The organism is Streptosporangium canum, from assembly GCF_900113865.1.
In the GTDB taxonomy this organism is placed as follows: domain Bacteria; phylum Actinomycetota; class Actinomycetes; order Streptosporangiales; family Streptosporangiaceae; genus Streptosporangium; species Streptosporangium canum.
The window spans coordinates 168,140-190,967 of record NZ_FOQY01000014.1; the positions used below are offsets into that span (position 1 = coordinate 168,140).

General features: G+C 71.3%; 21 protein-coding genes. 12 read left to right on the forward strand and 9 right to left on the reverse strand.

The genetic code is table 11. The features are described from left to right. Positions 1 to 17: 17 nt before the first annotated feature. Positions 18 to 1,145 (reverse strand): CapA family protein, encoded by a 1,128-nt coding sequence (locus BM085_RS21930; protein ID WP_093888804.1) that lies wholly within the window; start codon positions 1,143 to 1,145, stop codon positions 18 to 20. Between the two features lie 125 nt (positions 1,146 to 1,270). Here BM085_RS21930 and BM085_RS21935 point away from each other — a divergent pair, with 125 nt between their 5' ends. The 6 genes from BM085_RS21935 (at position 1,271) to BM085_RS21960 (ending at position 8,272) form a co-directional block, all read left to right on the forward strand. Continuing rightward, entirely contained in the window at positions 1,271 to 1,690 is a 420-nt protein-coding gene (locus tag BM085_RS21935; protein WP_093888805.1) for a Fur family transcriptional regulator, read from the forward strand. A 23-nt stretch (positions 1,691 to 1,713) separates the two neighbouring features. After that, the gene (locus BM085_RS21940; protein ID WP_093888806.1) at positions 1,714 to 3,165 is read left to right on the forward strand and encodes a catalase; all 1,452 of its coding nucleotides are present in this window, start codon (positions 1,714 to 1,716) and stop codon (positions 3,163 to 3,165) included. 155 nt (positions 3,166 to 3,320) lie between these two features. Beyond that, a complete protein-coding gene (locus tag BM085_RS21945) occupies positions 3,321 to 4,244 on the forward strand; it encodes a 1,4-dihydroxy-2-naphthoyl-CoA synthase (protein WP_031169539.1) in 924 nt (307 codons plus the stop codon). A 250-nt stretch (positions 4,245 to 4,494) separates the two neighbouring features. Next, complete coding sequence (locus tag BM085_RS21950; protein ID WP_093888807.1) at positions 4,495 to 6,660, forward strand: molybdopterin-dependent oxidoreductase; 2,166 nt, start codon at positions 4,495 to 4,497, stop codon at positions 6,658 to 6,660. A gap of 101 nt (positions 6,661 to 6,761) precedes the next feature. Then, positions 6,762 to 7,316: an HD domain-containing protein gene (locus BM085_RS21955; RefSeq protein WP_245789527.1), complete on the forward strand. Its 555-nt coding sequence runs from the start codon at positions 6,762 to 6,764 to the stop codon at positions 7,314 to 7,316. A gap of 134 nt (positions 7,317 to 7,450) precedes the next feature. Continuing rightward, positions 7,451 to 8,272 carry a Rieske (2Fe-2S) protein gene (locus tag BM085_RS21960; protein WP_245789515.1) on the forward strand — a complete coding sequence of 274 codons (822 nt, stop codon included), beginning with the start codon at positions 7,451 to 7,453 and terminating at the stop codon, positions 8,270 to 8,272. Here BM085_RS21960 and BM085_RS21965 read toward each other — a convergent pair. From BM085_RS21965 to BM085_RS21975, 3 genes are all read right to left on the reverse strand, one after another. Further along, complete coding sequence (locus BM085_RS21965) at positions 8,269 to 8,496, reverse strand: hypothetical protein (protein ID WP_093888810.1); 228 nt, start codon at positions 8,494 to 8,496, stop codon at positions 8,269 to 8,271. The genes BM085_RS21960 and BM085_RS21965 overlap by 4 nt on opposite strands. A gap of 29 nt (positions 8,497 to 8,525) precedes the next feature. Then, positions 8,526 to 9,281, reverse strand: coding sequence for a sulfite exporter TauE/SafE family protein (locus tag BM085_RS21970; protein WP_093888811.1), 756 nt, complete (start codon positions 9,279 to 9,281; stop codon positions 8,526 to 8,528). A 167-nt stretch (positions 9,282 to 9,448) separates the two neighbouring features. Further along, a complete protein-coding gene (locus BM085_RS21975) occupies positions 9,449 to 10,243 on the reverse strand; it encodes an ABC transporter ATP-binding protein (protein ID WP_093888812.1) in 795 nt (264 codons plus the stop codon). Between the two features lie 66 nt (positions 10,244 to 10,309). Here BM085_RS21975 and BM085_RS21980 point away from each other — a divergent pair, with 66 nt between their 5' ends. After that, complete coding sequence (locus BM085_RS21980) at positions 10,310 to 11,029, forward strand: hypothetical protein (RefSeq protein ID WP_093888813.1); 720 nt, start codon at positions 10,310 to 10,312, stop codon at positions 11,027 to 11,029. 115 nt (positions 11,030 to 11,144) lie between these two features. Here BM085_RS21980 and BM085_RS21985 read toward each other — a convergent pair whose 3' ends face one another. Together BM085_RS21985 and BM085_RS21990 are read right to left on the reverse strand one after the other, a co-directional pair. Then, on the reverse strand, positions 11,145 to 11,783 hold the full coding sequence (locus BM085_RS21985; protein ID WP_093888814.1) for a response regulator: 639 nt from the start codon (positions 11,781 to 11,783) through the stop codon (positions 11,145 to 11,147). Next, positions 11,780 to 12,901 (reverse strand): GAF domain-containing sensor histidine kinase, encoded by a 1,122-nt coding sequence (locus tag BM085_RS21990; protein WP_093888815.1) that lies wholly within the window; start codon positions 12,899 to 12,901, stop codon positions 11,780 to 11,782. Before BM085_RS21990 ends, BM085_RS21985 begins: the two co-directional genes overlap by 4 nt. Positions 12,902 to 13,142: 241 nt before the next feature. On the opposite strand from BM085_RS21990, the gene BM085_RS21995 reads away from it, so the two are divergent. The 5 genes from BM085_RS21995 (at position 13,143) to serB (ending at position 17,582) form a co-directional block, all read left to right on the forward strand. Further along, a complete protein-coding gene (locus BM085_RS21995) occupies positions 13,143 to 13,331 on the forward strand; it encodes a hypothetical protein (RefSeq protein WP_093888816.1) in 189 nt (62 codons plus the stop codon). Positions 13,332 to 13,386: 55 nt separating this feature from the next. Continuing rightward, positions 13,387 to 14,490: an S-adenosylmethionine:tRNA ribosyltransferase-isomerase gene (locus BM085_RS22000; protein WP_093888817.1), complete on the forward strand. Its 1,104-nt coding sequence runs from the start codon at positions 13,387 to 13,389 to the stop codon at positions 14,488 to 14,490. A gap of 89 nt (positions 14,491 to 14,579) precedes the next feature. Next, positions 14,580 to 15,107, forward strand: coding sequence for a DUF11 domain-containing protein (locus BM085_RS22005; protein WP_093888818.1), 528 nt, complete (start codon positions 14,580 to 14,582; stop codon positions 15,105 to 15,107). Between the two features lie 222 nt (positions 15,108 to 15,329). Then, entirely contained in the window at positions 15,330 to 15,887 is a 558-nt protein-coding gene (locus BM085_RS22010) for a DUF11 domain-containing protein (RefSeq protein ID WP_177245204.1), read from the forward strand. 471 nt (positions 15,888 to 16,358) lie between these two features. Next, entirely contained in the window at positions 16,359 to 17,582 is a 1,224-nt protein-coding gene (serB, locus tag BM085_RS22015; protein ID WP_093888820.1) for a phosphoserine phosphatase SerB, read from the forward strand. On the opposite strand, the gene BM085_RS22020 is transcribed toward serB, so the two are convergent. From BM085_RS22020 to BM085_RS22030, 3 genes are all read right to left on the reverse strand, one after another. Next, a complete protein-coding gene (locus tag BM085_RS22020) occupies positions 17,563 to 19,650 on the reverse strand; it encodes an FUSC family protein (protein WP_093888821.1) in 2,088 nt (695 codons plus the stop codon). The two genes, serB and BM085_RS22020, sit on opposite strands and share 20 nt — an antisense overlap. 85 nt (positions 19,651 to 19,735) lie before the next feature. After that, positions 19,736 to 20,209, reverse strand: coding sequence for a SixA phosphatase family protein (locus tag BM085_RS22025; protein WP_245789517.1), 474 nt, complete (start codon positions 20,207 to 20,209; stop codon positions 19,736 to 19,738). A 182-nt stretch (positions 20,210 to 20,391) separates the two neighbouring features. Next, positions 20,392 to 22,725, reverse strand: coding sequence for a sodium-translocating pyrophosphatase (locus BM085_RS22030; protein WP_093888823.1), 2,334 nt, complete (start codon positions 22,723 to 22,725; stop codon positions 20,392 to 20,394). Positions 22,726 to 22,828: the final 103 nt, after the last annotated feature.

A 22,828-nucleotide genomic window follows, 5' to 3' on the forward strand; every position in this document is an offset into this window, starting at 1 on the left:
GACGGATAGTCCAAACACTAGCCGTTCTGGCCCGGATCTCCCTGGCCCGGCTTGGCCGCCAGGCCGGTGCAGCCGCGCAGCGCCTTCCAGCCGGTCACGGCCTGCTGCCGACTCGCGCCGGTGAGCGGGACCGGCACGCCGCCTTGGATGGTGGCCGGGGTCCACTGGTCCTTGAGCACCTTGCGGCCGTTGATCGTCAGGGTGAGCACGCCGGTCCTGCCGGTCTCCGGACCCGAGTTGTAGAAGGCGAAGTTGCCCATGCCGTAGTTGACGTAGCCGTTCTTCAGGTAGCCGCCGCCGAGCAGGATGTGCGCGTGGCCGCCCACGACGACGTCGGCCCCGGCCGCGACCAGCTTGGGCGCCAGGCCGCGCTGGGCCTCGTTCGGGCATCTCTGCAGCTCGGTGCCCCAGTGCAGGTGGACGATCACCGTGTCGGAGTTCCTCCGCGCCCGGCGCACCTCCTGGATCAGCCGCGCCTCGTTCTTGGCCGAGGCCAGCCCGCCCTTGTCACCGGCGGCCGTCCACGCCTGGATGAACTCCGAGTCCAGCACCTGGGTGGCGCCGATGACGGCGACGCGGTTGCCGTTCACGGTCGTCCGCCACGGCTTGTACGCCTCGGCCTCGTTCCTGCCCACACCCACGATCGGGAACTTCGAGCGCCTGATCGCGGCCAGCGAGTCGGCCAGCCCGCTCTCCATGTAGTCCATGCCGTGGTTGTTGGCCATGGACGCGACGTCCACCCCGGCCGCCTTCAGCGCGGTCAGCGCGGAGGCGGGGGCCCGGAAGGTGTACTGCTTGCCCGGCGCCTTGGTGCCGCCGGTGGTGATCGCGGTCTCCAGGTTGACCATCGCGAGGTCGGAGCGGCTGAGCACCTTGGCGATGGGGCCGAGCGCGGTCCGCGGGTCGGCGTCCAGCCGGGACCTCAGCACCCCCTCGAAGTGCACGTCACCTCCGAAGGAGATGGTGTACGGCCTGCGTTCGGGGGTGGGCGTGGGCGCGGGCTCGCCGGAGGCGGTCGGCTTCTCCACGACGTCCGGCGTGGAGCCCTGGGCGGAGGATTCGGCGCTCGAGCACGCCGACACGAGCACGCAGGAGAGGGCGATTGCGGTGGCCACACCGAGGCGGCGAGGAATATACGTGTCCATCGGTATCCGAGGATGTCACCTGATCGGCCTTAAGCGGCACAACTTGGCCGTTGGACATCCGATTCTCCCAAACTTGGATGACTCGTTTAGTTGAATCGTTCCGGTTTAGGGCATAACGTGTGCCTATGGGGGACGAAGACCGGCTCCGGAAGGCAGGCCTGCGGGTGACCGCGGCCCGCTTGGCGATCATGCAGACCGTGCGGGAGGGCGACCACCTGGACGTGGACGCCGTCCATCGCGGTGTGCGGGATCGGGTCGGTCAGGTCTCCCTGCAAGCCGTCTACGACTCCCTGCACGCGCTGCAGCGCGGCGGACTGCTCCGGCGGATCGAACCCGCGGGCAGCCCCGCCCGATACGAGACACGGGTCGGCGACAACCATCACCACCTCGTCTGCCGGCAGTGCGGAAAGGTCACGGACGTGGACTGTGCCGTCGGGCACGCTCCCTGCCTGGCCCCCGCGTCGGATGCCGGCTATCTGGTCGACGAGGCGGACGTCATCTACTGGGGCCTGTGCCCCGACTGTCGTTCCGAAGACGCTCGATGAAGAGAACCACCGGAGGACCGCGTATGAGCACCAAGCCCATCACCACGACCGATGCGGGCATCCCCGCTCCGAGTGACGAGCACTCGCAGTCGGTCGGCCCGAACGGGCCCCTGCTGCTGCAGGACCACTACCTGATCCAGAAGATGGCGCACTTCAACCGGGAGCGCGTGCCCGAGCGGGTGGTCCACGCCAAGGGCGGCGGCGCGCACGGCGTCCTTCAGATCACCGAGGACGTCAGCCAGTTCACCAAGGCCGGGCTGTTCCAGAAGGGCAAGGAGACCCCGCTCTTCCTGCGCTTCTCCTCGGTGGCCGGCGAGCTCGGCAGCCCGGACACCCAGCGTGACCCGCGCGGCTTCGCGATCAAGTTCTACACCGAAGAGGGCAACTACGACATCGTCGGCAACAACACGCCGATCTTCTTCATCCGCGACCCGCAGAAGTTCTCCGACTTCATCCACAGCCAGAAGCGCCGCGCCGACACCAACCTGCGCGACCACAACATGCAGTGGGACTTCTGGACGCTCTCGCCGGAGACCGCCCACCAGGTCACCTTCCTGATGACCGACCGCGGCACCCCGGCGTCCTGGCGCCACGTGCACGGCTTCGGCTCGCACACCTTCCTGTGGTACAACGCCGCCGGCGAGAAGTTCTGGATCAAGTACCACTTCAAGACCGACCAGGGCATCAAGAACTTCACCGACGCCGAGGCCGGCGCGGTCATCGCGCAGGACGCGGACTACCACATCCGTGACCTGCACACCGCGATCAACAACGGCGACCACCCGTCCTGGACCGTGAACGTGCAGGTCATGCCGTTCGAGGACGCCGCCGACTACCGGTTCAACCCGTTCGACCTGACCAAGGTGTGGCCGCACTCCGACTACCCCGAGATCACGATCGGCAAGTTCGTCCTGAACCGGAACCCGGACAACTACTTCGCCGAGGTGGAGCAGGCGAGCTTCGAGCCCGCCAACCTGGTGCCGGGCATCGGCCCGTCCCCGGACAAGATGCTCCAGGGCCGGCTGTTCTCCTACCCCGACGCCCACCGCTACCGCATCGGCGCCAACTACCTGCAGTTGCCGATCAACAGGCCGCTGTCGCCCGTCCACAGCTACAACAAGGACGGCCAGATGACCTTCGCCAACCCCGCCGACCCGGTCTACGCCCCGAACACGGTGGGTGGCCCGGCCGCCGACCCGGCACTGTTCGAAGGCGAGAACTACCAGGTGAGCGGCGAGATCATCCGCTCCGCCTACACCCTGCACCGCGAGGACGACGACTACGTCCAGCCCCGCGCCCTGTGGGAGAACGTCCTGTCCGACACCGACCGCTCCCACCTGGTGAGCAATGTCGTCGGCCACGCCTCGGCCCCCGAGGTCACGGCCGAGATGAAGAAGCGCGTCGTGGAGTACTGGACCAACGTCCACAAGGACCTGGGCCAGGGCGTCGCCCAGGGCCTCGGCGTCGCCGGCTAGTCCGATCGGGCAGGAGGGCGAGGCGGCCTCGCCCTCCTGCCGTCTCGCCCTCCCGCCACCACTCGCCACCGCGCCGCCGGACACGTGTGTCCGGCGGCGTGGTGGCCGGGGTTCCGGGTTCGGAAGGCGTGATCGGCGGCCACTATCCTGCGGATATGCCAGACGCTGACGTTTCCGAGCTGTTCGATCCGGCCGCCTGGACCGAGATCGAGGGCTTTGATTTCACCGACATCACTTACCACCGCTCGTCCGAGACCCGTTCCGGCAAGCGGGTCGTGCGCGTCGCGTTCGACCGTCCGGAGGTCCGCAACGCGTTCCGCCCGCACACGGTGGACGAGCTGTACCGCGCGCTCGACCACGCGCGGATGAGTTCCGACGTGGGCTGCGTGCTGCTCACCGGTAACGGACCCTCCCCGAAGGACGGCGGCTGGGCCTTCTGCTCCGGTGGCGACCAGCGCATCCGCGGACGGTCGGGGTATCAGTACGCCGATGGCGACACCTCCGACACCGTCGACCCGGCGCGGGCGGGCAGGCTGCACATTCTTGAGGTGCAGCGGCTGATCCGGTTCATGCCGAAGGTGGTCGTCGCGGTCGTGCCGGGCTGGGCCGCGGGGGGCGGGCATTCGCTGCATGTGGTGTGCGACCTCACCCTGGCCTCGGCCGAGCATGCCCGGTTCAAGCAGACCGACGCCGACGTGGGGTCGTTCGACGGCGGCTACGGCTCGGCGTACCTGGCGCGTCAGGTGGGCCAGAAGTTCGCGCGGGAGATCTTCTTCCTCGGCGAGGAGTATTCGGCGGACCAGATGCACGCGATGGGGGCGGTGAACGCCGTCGTCCCCCATGCGGAGCTGGAGGCGACCGCGCTGGAGTGGGCGTGGAAGATCAACGGTAAGTCGCCGACCGCCCAGCGGATGCTCAAATACGCGTTCAACATGATCGACGACGGCCTGGTCGGCCAGCAGCTGTTCGCCGGCGAGACGACGCGCCTGGCGTACATGCAGGACGAGGCCGTCGAGGGCCGGGACTCGTTCCTGGAGAAACGCGCGCCCGACTGGTCCCGGTTCCCCTACTACTTCTGAGCCGCGCGCCGTGCGGGTGAGGCTCCGGGCAGTCCGGTTCTGAGCCGCGCGCCGTGCGGGTGAGGCTCCGGGCAGTCCGGCCGCGGAGCGTCCTGGCCCCAGGGCCGGCCCTGTCGGCGGCGGGGACGGCCCCGTCCCCGCCAGGGCCCGTCCGGGAGCAGACCGGAGGATCACCGAAATCCTCCGGGCCGCTTCCCCGCGCCTCCGGGGCGGGCCATGATGAGTTCAGTCGACGAACTCAGGAGTGCCGATGAGAACCGCGCACCGGACCTGTCCCCTCTGCGAGGCCGTCTGCGGCCTGCGGCTCACACTCGACGACACCGGGCACGTCACGTCGGTCAAGGGCGACCCGGACGACCCGTTCTCCAAGGGGTTCGTCTGCCCCAAGGGCGCGAGCCTGGGCCGCCTCGACGAGGACCCCGACCGGCTGCGCGTCCCGATGGTCCGCAAGGGCGGCGAGTGGCGCGAGGCCACCTGGGAGGAGGCGTTCCAGGCCGTCGACCAGGGCCTCAAGAACGTCATCGACGCCCACGGCCGCCAGGCCCTGGCCGTCTACCTCGGCAATCCGAACGCCCACTCCATGGCCGGCGCCCTGTACGGCCCGCCGCTGATCCGCGCGCTCGGCACCCGCAACGTCTTCTCCGCCAGCAGCGCCGACCAGATGCCCAAACACGTCTCCTGCGGCCTCATGTTCGGCGACCCGATGGCCATCGCGGTGCCCGATCTGGACCGCACCGGCTACCTGCTGATGCTCGGCGCCAACCCGGTGGAGTCCAACGGCTCGCTCTGCACCGCCCCGGACTTCCCCGGCCGCCTCAAGGCGCTGCGCGCGCGGGGCGGCAAGCTCGTGGTCGTCGACCCGCGCCGGACCCGCACCGCCGCCCTCGCCGACGAGCACCTGTTCGTACGGCCCGGCACCGACGCCTACCTGCTGCTCGGCATCGTGCACACCCTCTTCGTGGAGAACCTCACCGCGGTCGGCGTCGAGGCCGACGGCCTGGAGGAGGTCAGGCGGCTGGCGATGGATTTCGCCCCGGAGACCGTGGCCCAGGTGTGCGGGGTGCCGGCCGGGGAGATCGCCCGGCTGGCCCGCGAGCTGGCCGCCGCCCCCACGGCCGCCGTCTACGCGCGCATCGGCACCTGCACCGCCGAGTTCGGCACCGTCGCGCAGTGGCTGGTCGACGTGGTCAACATCCTGACCGGCAACTTCGACCGCCCCGGCGGGGTCATGTTCGCCAAGACCGCCGTCGAGAACGGCCGCAGGCGCAGGCCGTACACCACGGGACGCTGGCACAGCCGCGTCCGCGCGCTGCCCGAGGCGAACGGCGAGCTGCCGGTGGCCACCCTCGCCGACGAGATCGAGACCCCGGGCGAGGGGCAGGTCAGGGCGCTGGTCACGGTGGCGGGCAACCCGGTGCTGTCGGCGCCGAACGGGCCCCGGCTGGACCGGGCCTTCCGCGACCTGGACTTCATGGTCTGCGTGGACCCCTACCTGAACGAGACGACCCGGCACGCGAACGTCATCCTGCCGCCGCCGCCCGTGATGCGGACGCCGCACTACGACCTGTCGCTGCTGTTCGTCGCGGTGCGCAACTACGCCCGGTTCTCCCCGCCGGTCCTGCCACCGGAGCCGGGACGGCCGTCGGAGGCCGAGATCCTGGCACGGCTGACGATGATCGCCTCGGGGCAGGGGGCGGACGCCGATCCGGACCTGCTCGACGAGATGATCCTCGACCAGATGTTCCGCAAGGCCGTCGAGACGCCCGGCTCGCCGGTGGAGGGCTGCGAGGTGGCCGAGCTGCGCGCCTCGCTGGACGGGACCACCGGGGCCGAGCGCCGGCTGGACGCCATGCTCAGGCTCGGCCCCTACGGCCTGTCGCTGGCCAAGCTCCTCGCCAATCCGCACGGCGTCGACCTGGGCCCGCTGGAGCCCCGGCTGGCGGAGGTGCTGTGCACGGCCTCCGGGCGGGTGGAGCTGGCTCCGCCGCCCCTGGTGGAGGATCTCGCGCGGCTGCGCGGGCGGCTGGCCGTACGGCCGGCGGAGATGGTGCTGATCGGGCGGCGTCACCTGCGCTCCAACAACAGCTGGCTGCACAACGTGGGGCCGCTGGTCGGCGGGAGCAACCGGTGCACGTTGCAGATCAACCCGGAGGACGTGACCAGGCTCGGTCTCGACGGCCACGCGCTCGTCCGCTCGGCGGGCGGGGAGCTCGTGGTGCCGCTGGAACCCACTGAAACGATCATGCCGGGGGTGGTGAGCCTGCCCCACGGCTGGGGCCACTCCGGGACCGCGCAACTGGTCGCGGCGGAACACGCGGGGGTCAACGCGAACACGTTGACCGACGACTCCGTGGTCGACATCCCTTCGGGAAACGCCGTGTTCAACGGGGTCCCGGTCACGCTCAGCCCCGCCTGATCACATGATCGTTCGGAAAAGGGGGATCGGCGCGCATTAGGCTTGCGCAGGTGACCACCCCTCCAGAACAGGACCGCCTGCACGCTCAGCTCGCCTTCGCCATGGAGATCGACAAGCTCAGACGCATCCTCCGCCGCAACACCCTGATGGACGGGTCGCGGCGGGAGAACGACGCCGAGCATTCGTGGTACGTGGGCATGCTGGCGATGGTCTTGGCCGAGCACGCCCCGCCGGGCACCGACCTGGACAAGGTCGTCGCGATGTTGCTCGTCCATGACATCGTCGAGATCGACGCCGGAGACACGTTCATCTACGACGCCCACGCCGTCGAGGCCCAGCTCGGCATCGAGCGCAAGGCCGCCGACCGGATCTTCGGGCTGCTGCCCGAGGACCAGTCGGCGCGGCTGCGCGCGCTGTGGGACGAGTTCGAGGAACGCAAGACCCCCGAGGCCAGGTTCGCCAAGGCCCTCGACAGGATCGCGCCGATCATGGCCAACCACCACAACGAGGGTGGCACCTGGTCGCTCTACAAGGTGACGGCCGGGCAGGTGCTGGAGAAGGTGAAAATCATCGAGGAGGGATCGGCGACGCTGGGGGCCTACGCCACCGAGATCATCGAGCTCTCCGTCAGCCGGGGGCATTTGGCGCGTGCATAACCCTGTTCGCGGGTAGGTCCTTATGGGTTGATAAGGGGGCGACTGTGAAGGAAACCGTCAAAACGAAACGCCGAAGCTTCAAGCATCTGGTACCCCCGGTCGACCTCACCGGCCGGATCGAGCGGTCAACCAGAATGGATCGGCCGATCCATATCCTGGCCAAGGCCGTGCGCCGACGGCTCGGCCCGGGGCGGCTGCGTGACCTGCTGCACGGGGTTCCCACCGGCAAACCCCTTCACCCGCCGCTCGTCACCGTCAGCCTCGGCTGCTGGGTGGCGACGGCGGTGCTCGACCTGGCCCACGCCGACCCGCGTGCGACGCGGGCGGTGCTCACCACCGGGATCGCCACGGCGCTCCCCGCGGCCGCGGCGGGGATCACCGACTGGTCGGCGCTCCACCGCGAGCAGCAGCGGGTCGGGTTCGTGCACGCGATCGCCAACCTGACCGCGCTGGGGCTCTACGCCGGCTCGCTGGCACTGCGGATCGCGGGCGACGACCGGCGCGGCCGGCTGCTGTCGTTCGCGGCGCTCGGCGCCGCCGGGCTGGGCGGCCAGCTCGGCGGTCACCTGGCCTACCGTCAGGCGGCCGGGGCCAACCACGCCGAGTCGGTGGCCCACCTGGTCCCGCTGGGCTGGCACGACCTGTGCGAGCTCAAGGACCTGCCGGACGGGCGTCCGGTGGCCAGGCGGCTGGGCTACATCGACCTGTTCGTCCTGCGGATCGGCGAGGGGGTCACCGTGCTCGCCGACGGCTGCTCCCACCTCGCCGGACCGCTGCACCAGGGGCGCCTGATCTCCAAGGACGGCTCCGCCTGCGTGGTGTGCCCCTGGCACGGGAGCACCTTCCGGCTGTCGGACGGGACGGTCGCGCACGGCCCCGCCACCGCCCCGCAGCCGTCCTTCGAGACGCGGATCCGCCGCGACGGCGTGCTCCAGGTCCGCCCCGCCCCGGTCTAGTCGGGCTCGCCGTCGGCCGGGTGCTCGACCAGCGCCAGGACCCGGCTGGACATGAACCGGGCGGTGCGCACGGCCGTACCGCTACGGGTGACCTCGCTCACCTCGACCACGCCACCTCGGCGGTTGGACACCTCGACCCGGCGGCCCGCCTTGGTGGCGACGACTTCGTAGGTACGCGAGCTGTCGCCCGCGTCGATGACGATCTCTACCTTGTCGCCTTTCATGTCTGCTTTATGCCCAAAAGCCGCTGCATTTATCCGTACACCAGTTTGATTATCGCCAGAATGCCAATGCAGACAATGAAGCCACGCAGAACAGGCGCCGGCAGCTTCCGGCCGACCTTCGCGCCGAGGAAACCGCCGATCGTGGCCCCCACGGCGACCAGCGCCACCGCCCGCCAGTCCACCTCCGCGACAAGGACGAACAGGACCGCGGCGGTCCCGTTGACCAGCAGCGAGAGAACGTTCTTGGCGGCGTTGACCCGCTGCAGGTCGTCGTCGAGGAAACTGCCCAGCAGCCCGATGAGCAGGACCCCCTGGGCCGCACCGAAATAGCCTCCGTAGATCCCGGCGGCGAAAACCCCGATCCACAGCCACGGCCCGCCGTGCGGGTGGGGATCCTCCCGCCGGGCGCTCAGCCACTTGTTGAGCCTGGGCTGGACCACCACCAGCACGCACGCCAGGCCGATCAGGATCGGCACGACCACGTTGAAGGTTTCGGCGGGCATGAAGAGCAGCAGCACGCCACCGATGAGGGAACCCGCGATCGAGGCGGCGCCCAGCCGGATCAGCCGCTCACGCTGTCCCGTCAGCTCGGCGCGGTAGCCGAGCGCGCCGGTCAGCGACCCCGGCACCAGCCCGATGTTGTTGGAGACGTTGGCGACGATCGGCGGCAGCCCCACCGCCACCATCGTCGGGAACGTGATCAGCGACCCCGATCCGACGACGGCGTTCATGCCTCCGGCCCCTATCCCGGCCGCGAGGATCGCGATCGCTTCCCATGGCGTCATCAAGCTTCCCCTACCTGGCTCGTACGGCTCGCGCCCAGGAACGGTGCACGGCACTCACCGGATGCTAGGAGGGGGACGCTCCATGACCGGCGGCGGGGGTGTCCCCGGCACCGGACAGACTTCCCCGCCACCGGCCGCCGGCCTTCGGGCGGCGGCCGGTGCGGGTCTCAGAAATGATGCGCCCGGGCATACCAGCGGCCGTCGAGCCCGCGCTCCAGGTTGAGCGGGACGCTGAAGGTCCGGGACAGGTTCTCGGCGGTCATCACCTGGTCGATCGGGCCCTGGGCGACCACCGAGCCGTGCCGGAGCAGCAGCGCGTGGGTGAACCCGCTGGGCACCTCCTCCACGTGATGGGTGACCAGCACCATGGTCGGCGCCTTCGGGTCGTGCGCGAACGTCGCCAGGCGGCGGACCAGGTCCTCCCTGCCGCCCAGGTCCAGTCCGGCGGCGGGCTCGTCCAGCAGCAGCAGCTCGGGGTCCGGCATGAGCGCCCGGGCGATCTGCACCCGCTTGCGCTCGCCCTCCGACAGCGTGTTGAACCGGCGCCGGATCAGATGGGCGCAGCCGAGCTGGTCGATCAGCTCGACGGCACGGGTGACGTCGTTGGAGTCGTACTCCTCCGTCCAGCGGCCGAGGATCGCGTAGGAGGCGGTGAGCACCAGGTCGATGACCTTCTCCTCCGGCGGCACCTTCTCGGCGAGCGCGGCGCTCGCGAGCCCGATCCGGGGCCGCAGGTCGAACACGTCACTCTGACCGAGCCGCTCGCCCAGGATCTCCACGACGCCCTCGGTGGGGAACAGCATCGCCCCGACGACCTGTAACAGCGTCGTCTTCCCCGCGCCGTTGGGACCGATGACGACCCACCGCTCGTCCTCGTGAACGGTCCAGTCGATGTCCCGCAGCAGGGCCGCCCCGTCTCTGCGGACGGTGACGTCCTGTAGCCGAAGCACCTGACCGCCCATCCCTTACGCCTCCTCGTGAATCGCTCGAACAAAACCTATTGCAGGACAAGCGCATATCGTGGATCGGTGCACCCTGATTCACAGATCTCGGCCACCTTGGTCTGCTGGGGCAACGCCTGGCTCACCGGGCAGGTCGGCCTCGACGAGGCCGCCGACCGGGTGGAGCGGCAGGCCGGCCCCCAACTCGTCGCCGGAGAGAACGGCGACCTCCTCCTCCGTGCCTTCCTCGCCGACCTGCGGGTCGAAGGCATGAAATCCCTGCGCCTGGCCCTCCCGGTCGCGGGCGACCCGCTCGGACTCACCGGACCGCCCCCCTTCAACTCCGCGGCCATCGAGGCCGGGCAGGCGGCGATAGCCGTGCTTGCCGGTAGATGCCTCGGCCTGGTCCCCACGCGGGACCGCCGCGGGTCATCGTACGCCGGGGTGCGCTGGAGCGTACTGGAGGCCAGCGTCAACGTCCCCGACATCCCCTCCCTCGCCGAGGCCGAGCACACCCTGACGCTCGCGATGCGCACGGCCACCGACGCCCTGCTCGGCGTGGAGGGCCCGGCCCAGGGGCATCGGCGGGTGGAGAGCGTCGACGACGGCCTGGCCCCCGGCTACCCGGCCCGCGCCCACCGGGTCGCCGCCCTCGCCGCCCGGCTCGCCGCGGTGCTCCGGGTCGCCGACGACCGGGGGCTCACCTCCGGCCAGATCGCCACCCGGGGCAACGCCCTGCGCGACCTCGACCGCGCGGTACGGCGGGCACGCGTGGCCGCCCACCACGCCATCACCGAGCTCGTCTAGTCCCGCCCCGGCGTGTCCGGGCACGGCGGACCCGCCGCGTGAGGCACCCCGCCCCCCGGCGGATCCGGGCACGGCGCCGCTCACCCGGCACGGCGGAGCCCACCCGCGGGCGCGGTCAGGCCAGGCCGTGCCGTACCGCGTAGAGGGCTGCCTGGGTCCTGTCCTGCACGCCCAGCTTCATCAGCACGTTGGAGACATGGGTCTTCACGGTCTTCTCCGCCACCGCCAGCTCCCGGGCGATCTCACGGTTGGACCGGCCCGAGGCGATCAGTGTGAGCACCTCAAGCTCCCGGTCGGTCAGCGGCGCCACGTATCTGCCCGCCGCCGGGGCGGGGGCAGGAGCGGGGACGGACAGCATCGCCTCGGCGGCCTCGGGGGCCAGCAGCACCTGGCCGCCGTGGACGGCGCGGATGGCCTGGACGAGCGCGGCGGGGTCGACGTCCTTGTAGAGGAAGCCGGACGCGCCGGCCCGCATCGCCGGGGCGACGTCCTCCCGGTCGCCGACCGAGGTCAGCACCAGCACGCGCGGGGAGAGCCCGTGCTCCTCCAGCCGGAGGAGCGTGCCGAGACCGTCGAGGACCGGCATCTTCAGGTCGAGCAGCAGCACATCGGGGGCGAGGGACTCCACCAGGGCGACCGCCTCGGCGCCGTCGGCCGCCTCCCCCACCACGTCGAGGTCGTCCTGCAGGCCCAGGAAGGTGCGCAGGCCCTGCCGGACGACCGGATGGTCGTCGGCGATCAGCACGCGGATCACACCGGCACCTCCATCCGCACCAGGGTCCCGTGGCCGGGCTCCGACGTCACGCGCACGCTCCCCCCCAGGACCTGCGCCCTGTCCTCCATCGACGCGATGCCCAACCCTCGCCCGGCGGCGGCGGCCACGTCGAACCCCGCCCCGTCGTCGCGCACCTCCAGGATCACACGGCCCGCCTCGCAGCCCAGCCGCACGCCGACGGCCCGCGCCGCCGAGTGCCGGGAGGCGTTGTGCAGCGCCTCCTGGGCCACCCGCAGGACCGCCACCTCGGTCACCGGTTCGAGGGCGCACACCGGCGCCTCGTCGAACGTGAACGACGCCGGGTGCAGCCGGTCCAGCAGGCGCACGTGCTTGCGGAGCGTCTCGGCCAGGCCGTGGCGGTCGAGCTCGGCCGGGCGGAGCTCGACGATCACCGCGCGGAGTTCGGCCAGCGCCTCCCCCGCCAGCCGTTCCACCCGTTCCAGCTCCTCCAGCGCCCGCGTGGGGTCGCGGGTCACCAGCGAGGCCGCCGCCTGGGTGGTGAGCCGCAGCGAGAACAGCTTCTGGGTCACCGCGTCGTGCAGCTCCCGGGCCATCCGGGTGCGCTCCTCCACCAGTGCCAGCTCCCGGCCCCGCTCGTAGAGGCGGGCGTTGGTGAGCGCGATCGCGGCGTGCGCGGCGAACATGGTCAGCAGCCGCTGGTCGGCCTCGGTGAAGCCGCCGGGAGCCCTCTTGTTGGACAGGAAGACGATGCCGAGCACCTGGTCGCCGTCGCGGATCGGCACCCCGAGGAAGTCCTTGAGCACCGGATGTGCACGCGGCCAGTATTCGAACCTCGCGTCCCTGCGGATGTCGGGCAGCCGGACCGGCGCGCCCTCGCGCAGCATCGCACCGAGCATGCCGTGCTGGCGGGGCATCGGCCCGATCGCGTCCCACTCCTCGTCGGAGATGCCCTCGGCGACGAACTCGGCGAACGCCCCCTGGTCGTCGGGCACGCCGAGCGCGGCATAGCGGGCGTCCAGCAACTGCTGCGCCGAGCGCACGATGACCTGGAGCACCTCCCGGACCGAGAGATGCCTGGTCACCGCGAGAACGGCGGAGCTCACCGCCTGCAGGACGGCGTCCCGGTCTTCGGTCACGGGAAAACTCTAAGCGCCGCGACCCACCGGAGCCTCCGGCCGGGGTCCTAGGTCCATCAGCCCAGGCGCGGCCCGGTCCTGCGGCCGATGCGCGCGGGACGTTCGATTCCTACCGTCGGGGACATGACGAAGACCGCACTCATCACCGGCGCCTCCCGCGGACTCGGCCTGGCCCTGGCCCGTTCCCTGGCCTCCGACGGCTGGGGCGGGTACGGGCTCCGCCCTGGAGCAGCTCTCCAACGTGCCGGCCGTCGAGGAGCCTCGGGTCGCGGTCTGGTGGGTCGACCCGGGGGAGATGAACACGGCCATGCCGGCCGACGCGGTCGGCGCCGAGGACGCGGCGGCGGCGCCGGGGCCGGAGACGGTCGTGCCCACCCTGCGGCGGCTGATCGAGGAGCGTCCGGCGATCGGCCGGGTGAGCCACCCGTGAGCGCGCGAGGCGAGCGGGTGGACGGGCGGCGGGTGGGGCCGGCGGAGGAGGTCTCGTGAACGCGCCCGTGACGGACGCCATGGCTCCGGGTTTCGTGCTCCCGCACGACCTGGAGGCGCACGAGCCGCCGGAGGCGCGGGGGCTGACCCGTGACGGGGTGCGGCTCCTGGTCTCGCACGGCGACACCGGGGAGATCACCCATCACGGGTTCGCCGAGTTGCCCGGCCTGCTCCACCCCGGCGACCTGCTGGTGGTCAACAACTCCGCCACCCTCCCCGCGGCGGTCCGGCTCGACCGGCTCGCGGTGCACTTCTCCACCGAGCGCGAGGACGGGACCTGGCTGGTGGAGCTGCGCCGCCGGCTGGAACTGCGGTCCGGGCCCGGCGGCGGGGGCGCCGGGCAGGACACGCGGAGGCCGGGAGCGGCCGGAGCGGGCGCGGAAATGGCCAGCGAGCCCTACCCGGGCGGCGCGGCCGGAGAGTGGCTGCCGCTGCCCGGCGGGGCCACGCTGTTCCTGCTGGAGCGGGAGACCCCGCGCCTGTGGCGGGCCCGGCTGGACCGCGAGGTCCCCGCCTACCTGCGCCGGTACGGCGTGCCGATCCGCTACTCGTACGTGGAGCGGGACTGGCCGCTGGAGGACTACCAGACCGTGTTCGGGGTCCGGCCCGGCAGCGCGGAGATGCCCAGCGCCGGCCGGCCGTTCACCACCGGGCTGGTGACCGGGCTGGTCTCGCGCGGGATCGGCGTCGCGCCGATCACCCTGCACACCGGGGTGGCCTCGCCGACAGCGGACGAGCCGCCCTGTCCGGAGTGGTTCGAGGTCTCCGAGGCGACCGCGCGGCAGGTCCGGCTCACACGTGGATCCGGAGGCCGGGTGATCGCGGTGGGCACGACCGTGGTGCGGGCGCTGGAGACTGCCGCTCTGACCGGCGGCCGTGTCCGGGCCGCGCGAGGCTGGACCTCCCACCTGGTGACCCCCTCGACCGGTGTGCGGGCGGTGAGCGGCCTGATCACCGGCCTGCACGGACCGCGCTCCAGCCACCTGCTGATGCTGTCCGCGATCGCCGGCGGCGAGCTGCTCTCCCTGTCCTACGCGGAGGCGCTCGGTGAGGGTTATCTCTGGCACGAATTCGGCGACGTCCATCTGATTCTCCAGTAGCCAGTCAGCCGCAAGGGGTTTCCAAGTCGGCCGCCCCATGCTGGGCACGGCAATCAACGGGGGAACACCGAATTCGACTGGAGTAAGAAATGCGCCGGCACCTGACCGCCTTCGCCGCCATCGCCCTGGCAGGAGGCATGCTCCTCACCCCTGGTGGCGCGAACGCCGCCGCGGCCGCGCCGACCACGGCCCACGTGGCCGCACCGCTGTCGCCGCTGAAGCTGACCGCCTACTACCCGCGCCGGGTCTACGCGGGCGACACGATCACCTACACGCTCAAGGCCAGGAACGCCGGCGACTGGGCCACCGACATCGCCTACGTCGGGGGCTACGCTCCCCGGCAGGCGCGCAAGGTCCGCATCACCGGCCCCTCCGGCTCGATCTGCGAGGCCGACGGGCGCGAGGTGGGCTGTCTGCTCGACACCCTGAAGCCGGGCAGATCGGTCACGATCAAGGTCAAGGTGTGGCTGAGGAGCAGCGCTCGGGGCACCGCGACGGCCGAGTTCGCCTCGGCGTCGATCGACGTCCCCGCGGGCGGGCTCGACACCCTCGACATCCACGGCATCGACGTGGGCACCGACCTGAAGTACGTGCGGGTGAAGACCAGGATCCTCTGACGGTCCGCGCCCGGATCCGACGCGTGCGGAGGCGGCCCACCAGGGCGGGCCGCCTCGGCGCGGGATCCCTCCCGATTCCGTACGGCCGCCGCCCCGTTCGCTCCGTCACAAATCACTTTACTTAGGTAGATTTTTGCTTTACCTAATATGTGTGATAAAACGCTGCGAACTTTCACGGGGGCAACCGCAGCGCCCTCGTACCCCTCAACTGGGAGACGTTTAATGCGCCACCCGATCTACAAGATCGCCGCTCTGGCCCTGGTCGCTCCGCTCGCGGGCACGATGCTGCTCGCCACGCCGGCCTCGGCCGCTCCCACAAAGGCCTCCGCCGCGGCCGTCAAGACGGCTGACGACCCCTACTCCTCCTTCGACCTGAAGATCTCGGCGCCGAGCAGGGCCCGGGCCGGAGCGACGATCTCCTACACGATCAAGGCCACCAACACGGGCCCCTACGAGGCCGACTCGTACTACCTCGGCGGCGTGCTGCCCAAGGGCTCCAAGGTCGTCCGGGTCCACGCCCCCAAGGGGACCGAGTGCGACTGGTACGAGGACGGCTACTGGTGCTGGACCCCCCTGGCCCTCGAAGTCGGCGAGTACGAGAGCATCAAGATCACGGTGAAGCTCGGCAAGAAGTCCAAGGGCACCGCCACGGCCATCCTCGGCGTCGACACCTATGACCTGCCGACCGGCGCGGAGACCCTCAACCGCGACGAGTTCGAGCGCATGGGCTTCAAGAGCTGGTACTTCGTGAAGAAGGTCAAGACCAGGATCGTGCGCTAGCCGTACCCCCCCGTGAGAGCCCCCGTCCTGTCCCTTCCCTTCAGGGGGCGTCGCAGGCCGGGGGCTCTCCGCTCTCCGGACCCCGTGGGCGCGCCGGGGGACGGTCGGGGACGTTCCGGACCCCGTGGGGCACGGGACGGTCGGGGACGCTCCGGACCCCGTGGGGCACGGGACGGTCGGGGACGCTCCGGACCCCGTGGGGCACGGGAGCGGAAGACGGCGCACGGCCTGTCCAACGGCGGCACGCCCGTGCCCCGCACCCGCCGGTCTCCGCGATCGTGGAACACGTGAACTCGATCTTCCTGAAGCCCGCGCCGGAGAATATCCCCGGCACCCACCGCCGGGTGGCCGCCGTCATCGCCTGCCCCGGGCCCCGCTGAGACGCGGGGCGGGAGGAGAGCGCGAACTTCAGGCGTCCGGATGATGAACCACATTCACGATCGATTCCGGGGCCAAGTAGCGTAGACACCGATGAACCAGCGCACGCTTCTGATCACGTTGACCGGACCCGACCGGCCGGGCGTCACCTCGCGGCTCTTCTCCGTGCTGGCCGGCTTCCCCGTCGTCGTCGCCGACATCGAGCAGGTCGTCATCCGCGGCCGGCTCACCCTGGGCGTCCTCGTCGCCTACGCGGGCGACACCCCGACCGGGACGGGCAGCACCATAGGCGCCCTGTGGACCACCGTCGAGCGGGCCGCCGAGGACATGGGGCTGCAGGTGGAGCTGTCCACCGGCTCCGATCCGCAGGAGAAGCGGCGGCGCGGGCGGCTGCACGTCACCGTGCTCGGATCGCCGCTGCAGCCCGCCGCCATGGCCGGCATCGCCGGCCGGATCGCCGCGGCCGGCGCCAACATCGACCGGATCGAACGGCTGTCCAACTACCCGGTGACCTGCATCGAGCTGGCCGTCTCCGGCGCCGACCCGGACACGCTCCGGGCCGAGCTCGCCATCGAGGCGCACGTGCAGCAGGTCGACGTGGCCGTGCAGCGGACCGGCCTGCACCGCAGGGCCAAGCGGCTGATCGTGATGGACGTGGACTCCACGCTCATCCAGGCCGAGGTGATCGAGCTGCTGGCGGCCCACGCGGGCTGCCTGGAGGAGGTCGCCCGGGTCACCGAGGAGGCGATGCGCGGCGAGCTCGACTTCGCCGAGTCGCTGCGCCGCCGGGTCGCGCTGCTGGAGGGCCTCCCCCAGGAGATCTTCGAAAAAGTCCGCAAGGAGCTGGTCCTCACCCCCGGCGCCCGCACCCTGGTACGGACGCTCAAGCGGCTCGACTACCGGTTCGCGATCGTCAGCGGCGGGTTCACCCAGCTCACCGACGCCCTCGTCGACGACCTCGGCATCGACTACTCCGCGGCCAACACGCTGGAGGTCGTGGACGGCGTGCTCACCGGACGGGTCGTCGGCGAGATCGTCGACCGCCCCGGCAAGGCACGGGCCCTGGAACGCTTCGCCCGCCAGGCGGGCATCCCGATCAGCCAGACCGTGGCCATCGGCGACGGCGCCAACGACCTCGACATGATCGCGGCGGCCGGGCTGGGCATCGCGTTCAACGCCAAGCCGGTGGTCCGCCAGGCCGCCGACACCGCGGTCAACGTGCCCTACCTCGACTCGATCCTCTACCTGCTCGGCATCCCGCGCGCCGAGGTCGAGGCCGCCGACGCCGAGGACGGCGTCATCGTCGCGGAGCGGTGAGCGCGGCCAGCCGGAGAGCCTCGGCGCTGAGCCCCTTCAGGGCCGGCTGCGCGGCGGCGGCGTGCATGATCCCGCGGCGCACCTCGGTCATCTGATCGGCCGCCCCCTCGGCCACCTCGTCCAGCCGTCGCGCGGTCAGCACGTCCACGTGCGCGCCGAGCTCGTCCAGGACACCGTCCAGGTCGTCGGCCGGAGCCTCGGGACGCTCCGTGCCGACCGCCTCGGCGACGTTCTCCAGCCGGTCGGCGACCATGTCGAGGACCGCCGCCGTGGGCCCGGACTCCTCGCTGGGCCGCGGCACGGCGAACAGCGCCAGAGCGTTGTCGCGGAGCCGCCGGGCGGCCGTCACGGCGTCCCTGAGCCGCTGCGGCGCGCTGCCGCCGGGCTCCTTGTCCAGCCGGTCCAGGGAGTCGGCGAACCGGTCTGCGGCGACGGCCGCCGAGGAGAGCCGCGCGCGCACCTCGTCGGGGTCCTGGTCGATCAACGACCGCACCAGCGCCGCGTGCTTTTCGAGCATCTCCACGGCCCTGCCGGTCAGCTTCGCGCGCTGCCCCCGGGGCCACAGCAGCCGGGCGAAGAGCAGCACCAGCGCCCCGCCCGCGATCGTGAGGGCCACCCGGACCGCCGCCGCCCCCCAGTCCAGCGGCAGGGAGAAGTCCGACAGCATCAGCGACAGCGGCGTCGCGAAGATCGTCCAGTAGCCGTAGCTGGCCCCCCGCAGCGCGAATCCCAGCACCGCGCAGACCGCGATGAAAACGATCAGGTAGAGGTGGCCGGGCGCGACCGCCAGCACCACCGCCGCCCCCGCCGCCCCCACCGCCGTGCCGGCCGTCCGCAGCACCACCCGCTCCACGGTGTCGCGGTAGGCCGGGCGGAGGCTGACGATCACGGTCACCACGAACCACTTGGCGTAGTGCTCGTGGGTCACCAGCATCAGCACCATGGCCAGGGTCACCGCCAGGCCCAGCCGTACCGGATGGTGGCCGGTGGAGAACACCGGCTTGCGCAGCCGGCCGAACCTGGGCAGGCGCGGTCCGACCTCGACCCCCTCGACCGCCTGCTGCGCCACCGACCGCACCGCCATCCCGATCCGGTCCAGGCACCGGCGGACCTGCCCGAGCAGCGCGGCCGCGGGCAGCGGCGCACCGCCCGTGTGAGCGGCCCGGCGGATCTCCTCGACCTGGTCGGCGAACCGCCCGACGGCGCCCAGCGCCTCGGGCACCCCGGCCGAACCGCCGAGCGTCACGGCCTCCCGCAGCGCGCGGGCCAGGGCCCCGACCGCCTCGTTCAGCTCCTCGGTCCAGCCGGTGCCCACACCCGTCTGCACGGCCGCCGCCCGCAGCACGCGCAGCGCGACGGTCTCGTGAAGGACGCGGGTCAGCGTGGCCAGCAGCCGCTGCAGGGCCCGGTCGTCCTCCTCCGAGACCCGGTAGAGGGAGAACCCCTTGGCCGCGTCGTCCAGGGCGGTGCCGGCGGAGCGGCGCAGCACCTCCCAGCTCTCCTCGGAGAGCGGGGCCCGCCCCGCGGCCTCCAGCAGGTCGGCCAGCGCCGTACCGGCCGTCTCGAAGGCCGTGCGGAGCGGCTGGAGGCGGCGCACCGGCCAGAGCCCCACGAGGAGCAGCGTCATCAGCAGGCCACCGGCCGCCGTGACCTCCATGTGGGCCGGCACGCTCAGGCCCGGCGGGGCGAAATAGGTCAGGGCCACCGAGAGCACCGCGGAAATGCTGATCACCGGCCAGTAGCCGCCGGCCATGGCGACCAGGCCCACCACGACGGCGGCCACCCAGGGGTACGGCTGGATCAGCGCGCCCAGGCCCGAACCCAGCGTGACCATGAGCGTGGCGACGAGCAGCTTGCGGGCGCGCTCGCCGTACGGCAGGCCCGGGACGTCCCCGAAGACGGTGAGATAGCCGCCCAGGGCCATCGCGGCGCCCTGCGGGACATGGCCGAGCATGACGCCGGCCACCAGCGGAAGGCAGATGCCCAGCGCGCACAGCAGGCTGTAGCCCCAGGCGGGACGGCCGGCGAGCACGAAGTCGCCCCGCAGCGCCTCGGCGATCCTGCGCATGCCACCCCCCGAGGTCGTCAGGACGGGGGGATGCGACCTTCCTGCCCGCCTTCCGGACGCTTAGTGCTCCTGGACCCCGGGACGCTCAGTGCTCCTTGGGACTCCAGCGGGCGACGCCGCGTCCCGCCTCGAGCTCGGCCCACTCGTCCTCGGTCTCGATGACGGCGAACGCGCCGGGCGGGAAGCCGGGGTCGCCGTCCCCCGCGGTGAGGTCCAGGACCAGCTCGTGGACGCCGGGGTTGTGCCCGACCAGCATCAGCGTGCGGATCTCGGGGTCGCTCCGCCGGATCAGCGTGAGGAGCTCGTCGGAGTATGCCTCGTAGATGGCCGGGTCGAATGTGATGTCCGCATCGGGCAGGACCAGCCTGGCGGTCTGCCTGGTCCGCTCCGACGGCGAGCAGAGCACCAGGTCGGGATGGAGGTCCATGCCGGTGAGCGTCTCCCCGACCCTGCGGGCGTCACGCTCGCCGCGCCCGGTGAGAGGGCGCTCCCGGTCGGCCAGGCCGTGGACGTGGGCCGCCTTGGCGTGCCGCAGCACGATCAGGGTACGTGTCGTCACCTCGCCGCCCACATGGCGATCCCCACGATCACCGCGAACACCGCGGCCATCGCCAGCAGGATGAATACGAGTGACTTGCCTCCGGAGGGCTGCTGTTCCATACGGCTCAGTTTCCCATCGGGGGACCCCGCACACGCGGAAGGGGTGCACGGACCCCGCGCACCCCTCCCGTCAGGCCTTACTCAGCTCGAGATCGGCTCTCGCTCGCGCTTGACGTTGTTCTCCTCGGTCGGGGCGATGCTCGCCGAGCGGCGCTTGGAGACGACCACCGCGGCGACGACGATGCCGGCCGCGACCACGGTGACGCCGATCCGCAGCGCCACGTTGTCGGCGTAGGTGACCACGGCCGGAGCGATCAGCAGCGCCACCAGGTTCATCACCTTCAGCAGCGGGTTGATCGCCGGGCCCGCGGTGTCCTTGAACGGGTCTCCGACGGTGTCACCGATGATGGTGGCCTCGTGGGCGGACGATCCCTTGCCCCCGTGGTGGCCGTCCTCGACCAGCTTCTTGGCGTTGTCCCAGGCGCCGCCGGAGTTGGCCAGGAACACCGCCATCAGCGTGCCGCAGGCGATGGCCCCGGCGAGGAACGCGCCGAGCGGCGCGTAGCCGAGGGCGAAGCCGACGGCGATCGGCGTGAGCACGGCGAGCAGGCCGGGCGTGGCCAGCTCCCGCAGCGAGTCACGGGTGCAGATGTCCACGACCCTGCCGTAGTCGGGCAGTTCCGTACCCGCCATGATCCCCGGCTTGGTGCGGAACTGCTCGCGCACCTCGAAGACCACCCGCCCGGCCGCCCGGCCGACCGCCATGATGGCCAGGCCGGAGAACATGAACACCACCGCCGCGCCGATGATCAGACCGACCAGCACGTTCGGGGAGTCGACGCTCAGGCTGAACGTGCTGAAGGAGCCGAGCACGTCCTTGACGCCCTGGGTCGCGGAGGCGAGCTGGGTCTCGATCGCCGTCCGGAACGCGCCGAACAGCGCCGTCGCGGCGAGCACCGCCGTCGCGATCGCGATGCCCTTGGTGATGGCCTTGGTGGTGTTGCCCACGGCGTCCAGCGATGTGAGCACCCGGGCGCCCTCCCCGTCGACGTCCCCGGACATCTCGGCGATGCCCTGCGCGTTGTCGGAGACCGGGCCGAAGGTGTCCATCGACACGATGACGCCGACGGTGGTCAGCAGGCCGGTGCCCGCCAGGGCCACGGCGAACAGGGCGATGGTGACGTTGCCGAAGCCGAGCAGGAACGCCCCGTAGACGGCGGCGCCGATGATGAGCGCCGAGTAGACCGCCGACTCCAGGCCGACGCTGATGCCGGACAGGATGACCGTGGCGGGACCGGTGCGGGAGCTCTCCCCGATGTCCTTCACCGGACGGCGGTTCGTCTCGGTGAAGTAACCGGTGAGGATCTGGATGGCGCTGGCCAGCACCAGGCCGATGAGCACGGCCCCGATGGCGATCAGGCGCGGGTCGGAGGTGATCGCGGCGATCTCCGGGCTCACCCCGGTCAGGCCGGCGAAGCTGCTCGGCAGGTAGAAGAAGGCCGCGACGCCGACGAGGACCGCCGAGATGACGGCTGAGATGAAGAAGCCGCGGTTGATCGCGGCCATGCCGTTGCGGTCGCCCTTCCGCGGGGAGGTGGTGAAGATGCCGATGATCGCGGTGATCACGCCGACCATCGGCACGATCAGCGGGAAGACCAGGCCCTCGGTGCCGAAGGCCACCTTGCCCAGGATCAGGCTGGCGACCAGCATGACCGCGTAGGACTCGAACAGGTCGGCGGCCATGCCCGCGCAGTCGCCGACGTTGTCGCCCACGTTGTCGGCGATGGTGGCGGCGTTGCGCGGGTCGTCCTCGGGGATGCCCTGCTCGACCTTGCCGACCAGGTCGGCGCCGACGTCGGCGGCCTTGGTGAAGATGCCGCCGCCGACCCGCATGAACATGGCGAGCAGGGCGGCGCCGAAGCCGAAGCCCTCCAGCACCGCCGGGGCGTCGCCTCCGTAGACGATCACCACGATGGCGGCGCCGAGCAGGCCGAGACCGACGGTGATCATTCCGGCCACGCCGCCGGTGCGGAAGGCGATCCGCATCGCGACCTTCTCGCCCGACTCACGGGCGGCGGCGGCGACCCGGACGTTCCCGCGGACCGCCAGCCACATGCCGATGAAGCCGGTGAGTGCGGAGAAGACCGCGCCCACCACGAAGAAAACCGAGCGGCCGATGGCCACACCGGTCGATTCGGCGGGGAGCAGATAGAGCAGGAAAGGGATCAGGATGACGAACACCGCGAGCGTCCGGAACTGCCGCGCCAAATACGCGGAGGCCCCTTCCTGTACGGCTCGCGCGATGTTCTGCATACGCTCGGTGCCTTGACCGGCGGCGAGCACCTCCCGCACGAGGACGCCGGCGACGGCGAGTGCGAGCAGGGCCACGACGGCCACCACTATCACTATGTTGAAATGGGAACCGCTCAGGGATACCGCTGGCTCTTCGGCAACGGCTAGATGGAGCACAGACATCCGACTCTCCTCGGCAAGACGGGAACACGTCCTGCCCGGAGTGCGCTGCGATGGATGGTCGGCAGACGGAGCGGCGCACTCCGGGTGTTGGCAGTGCCGCTTC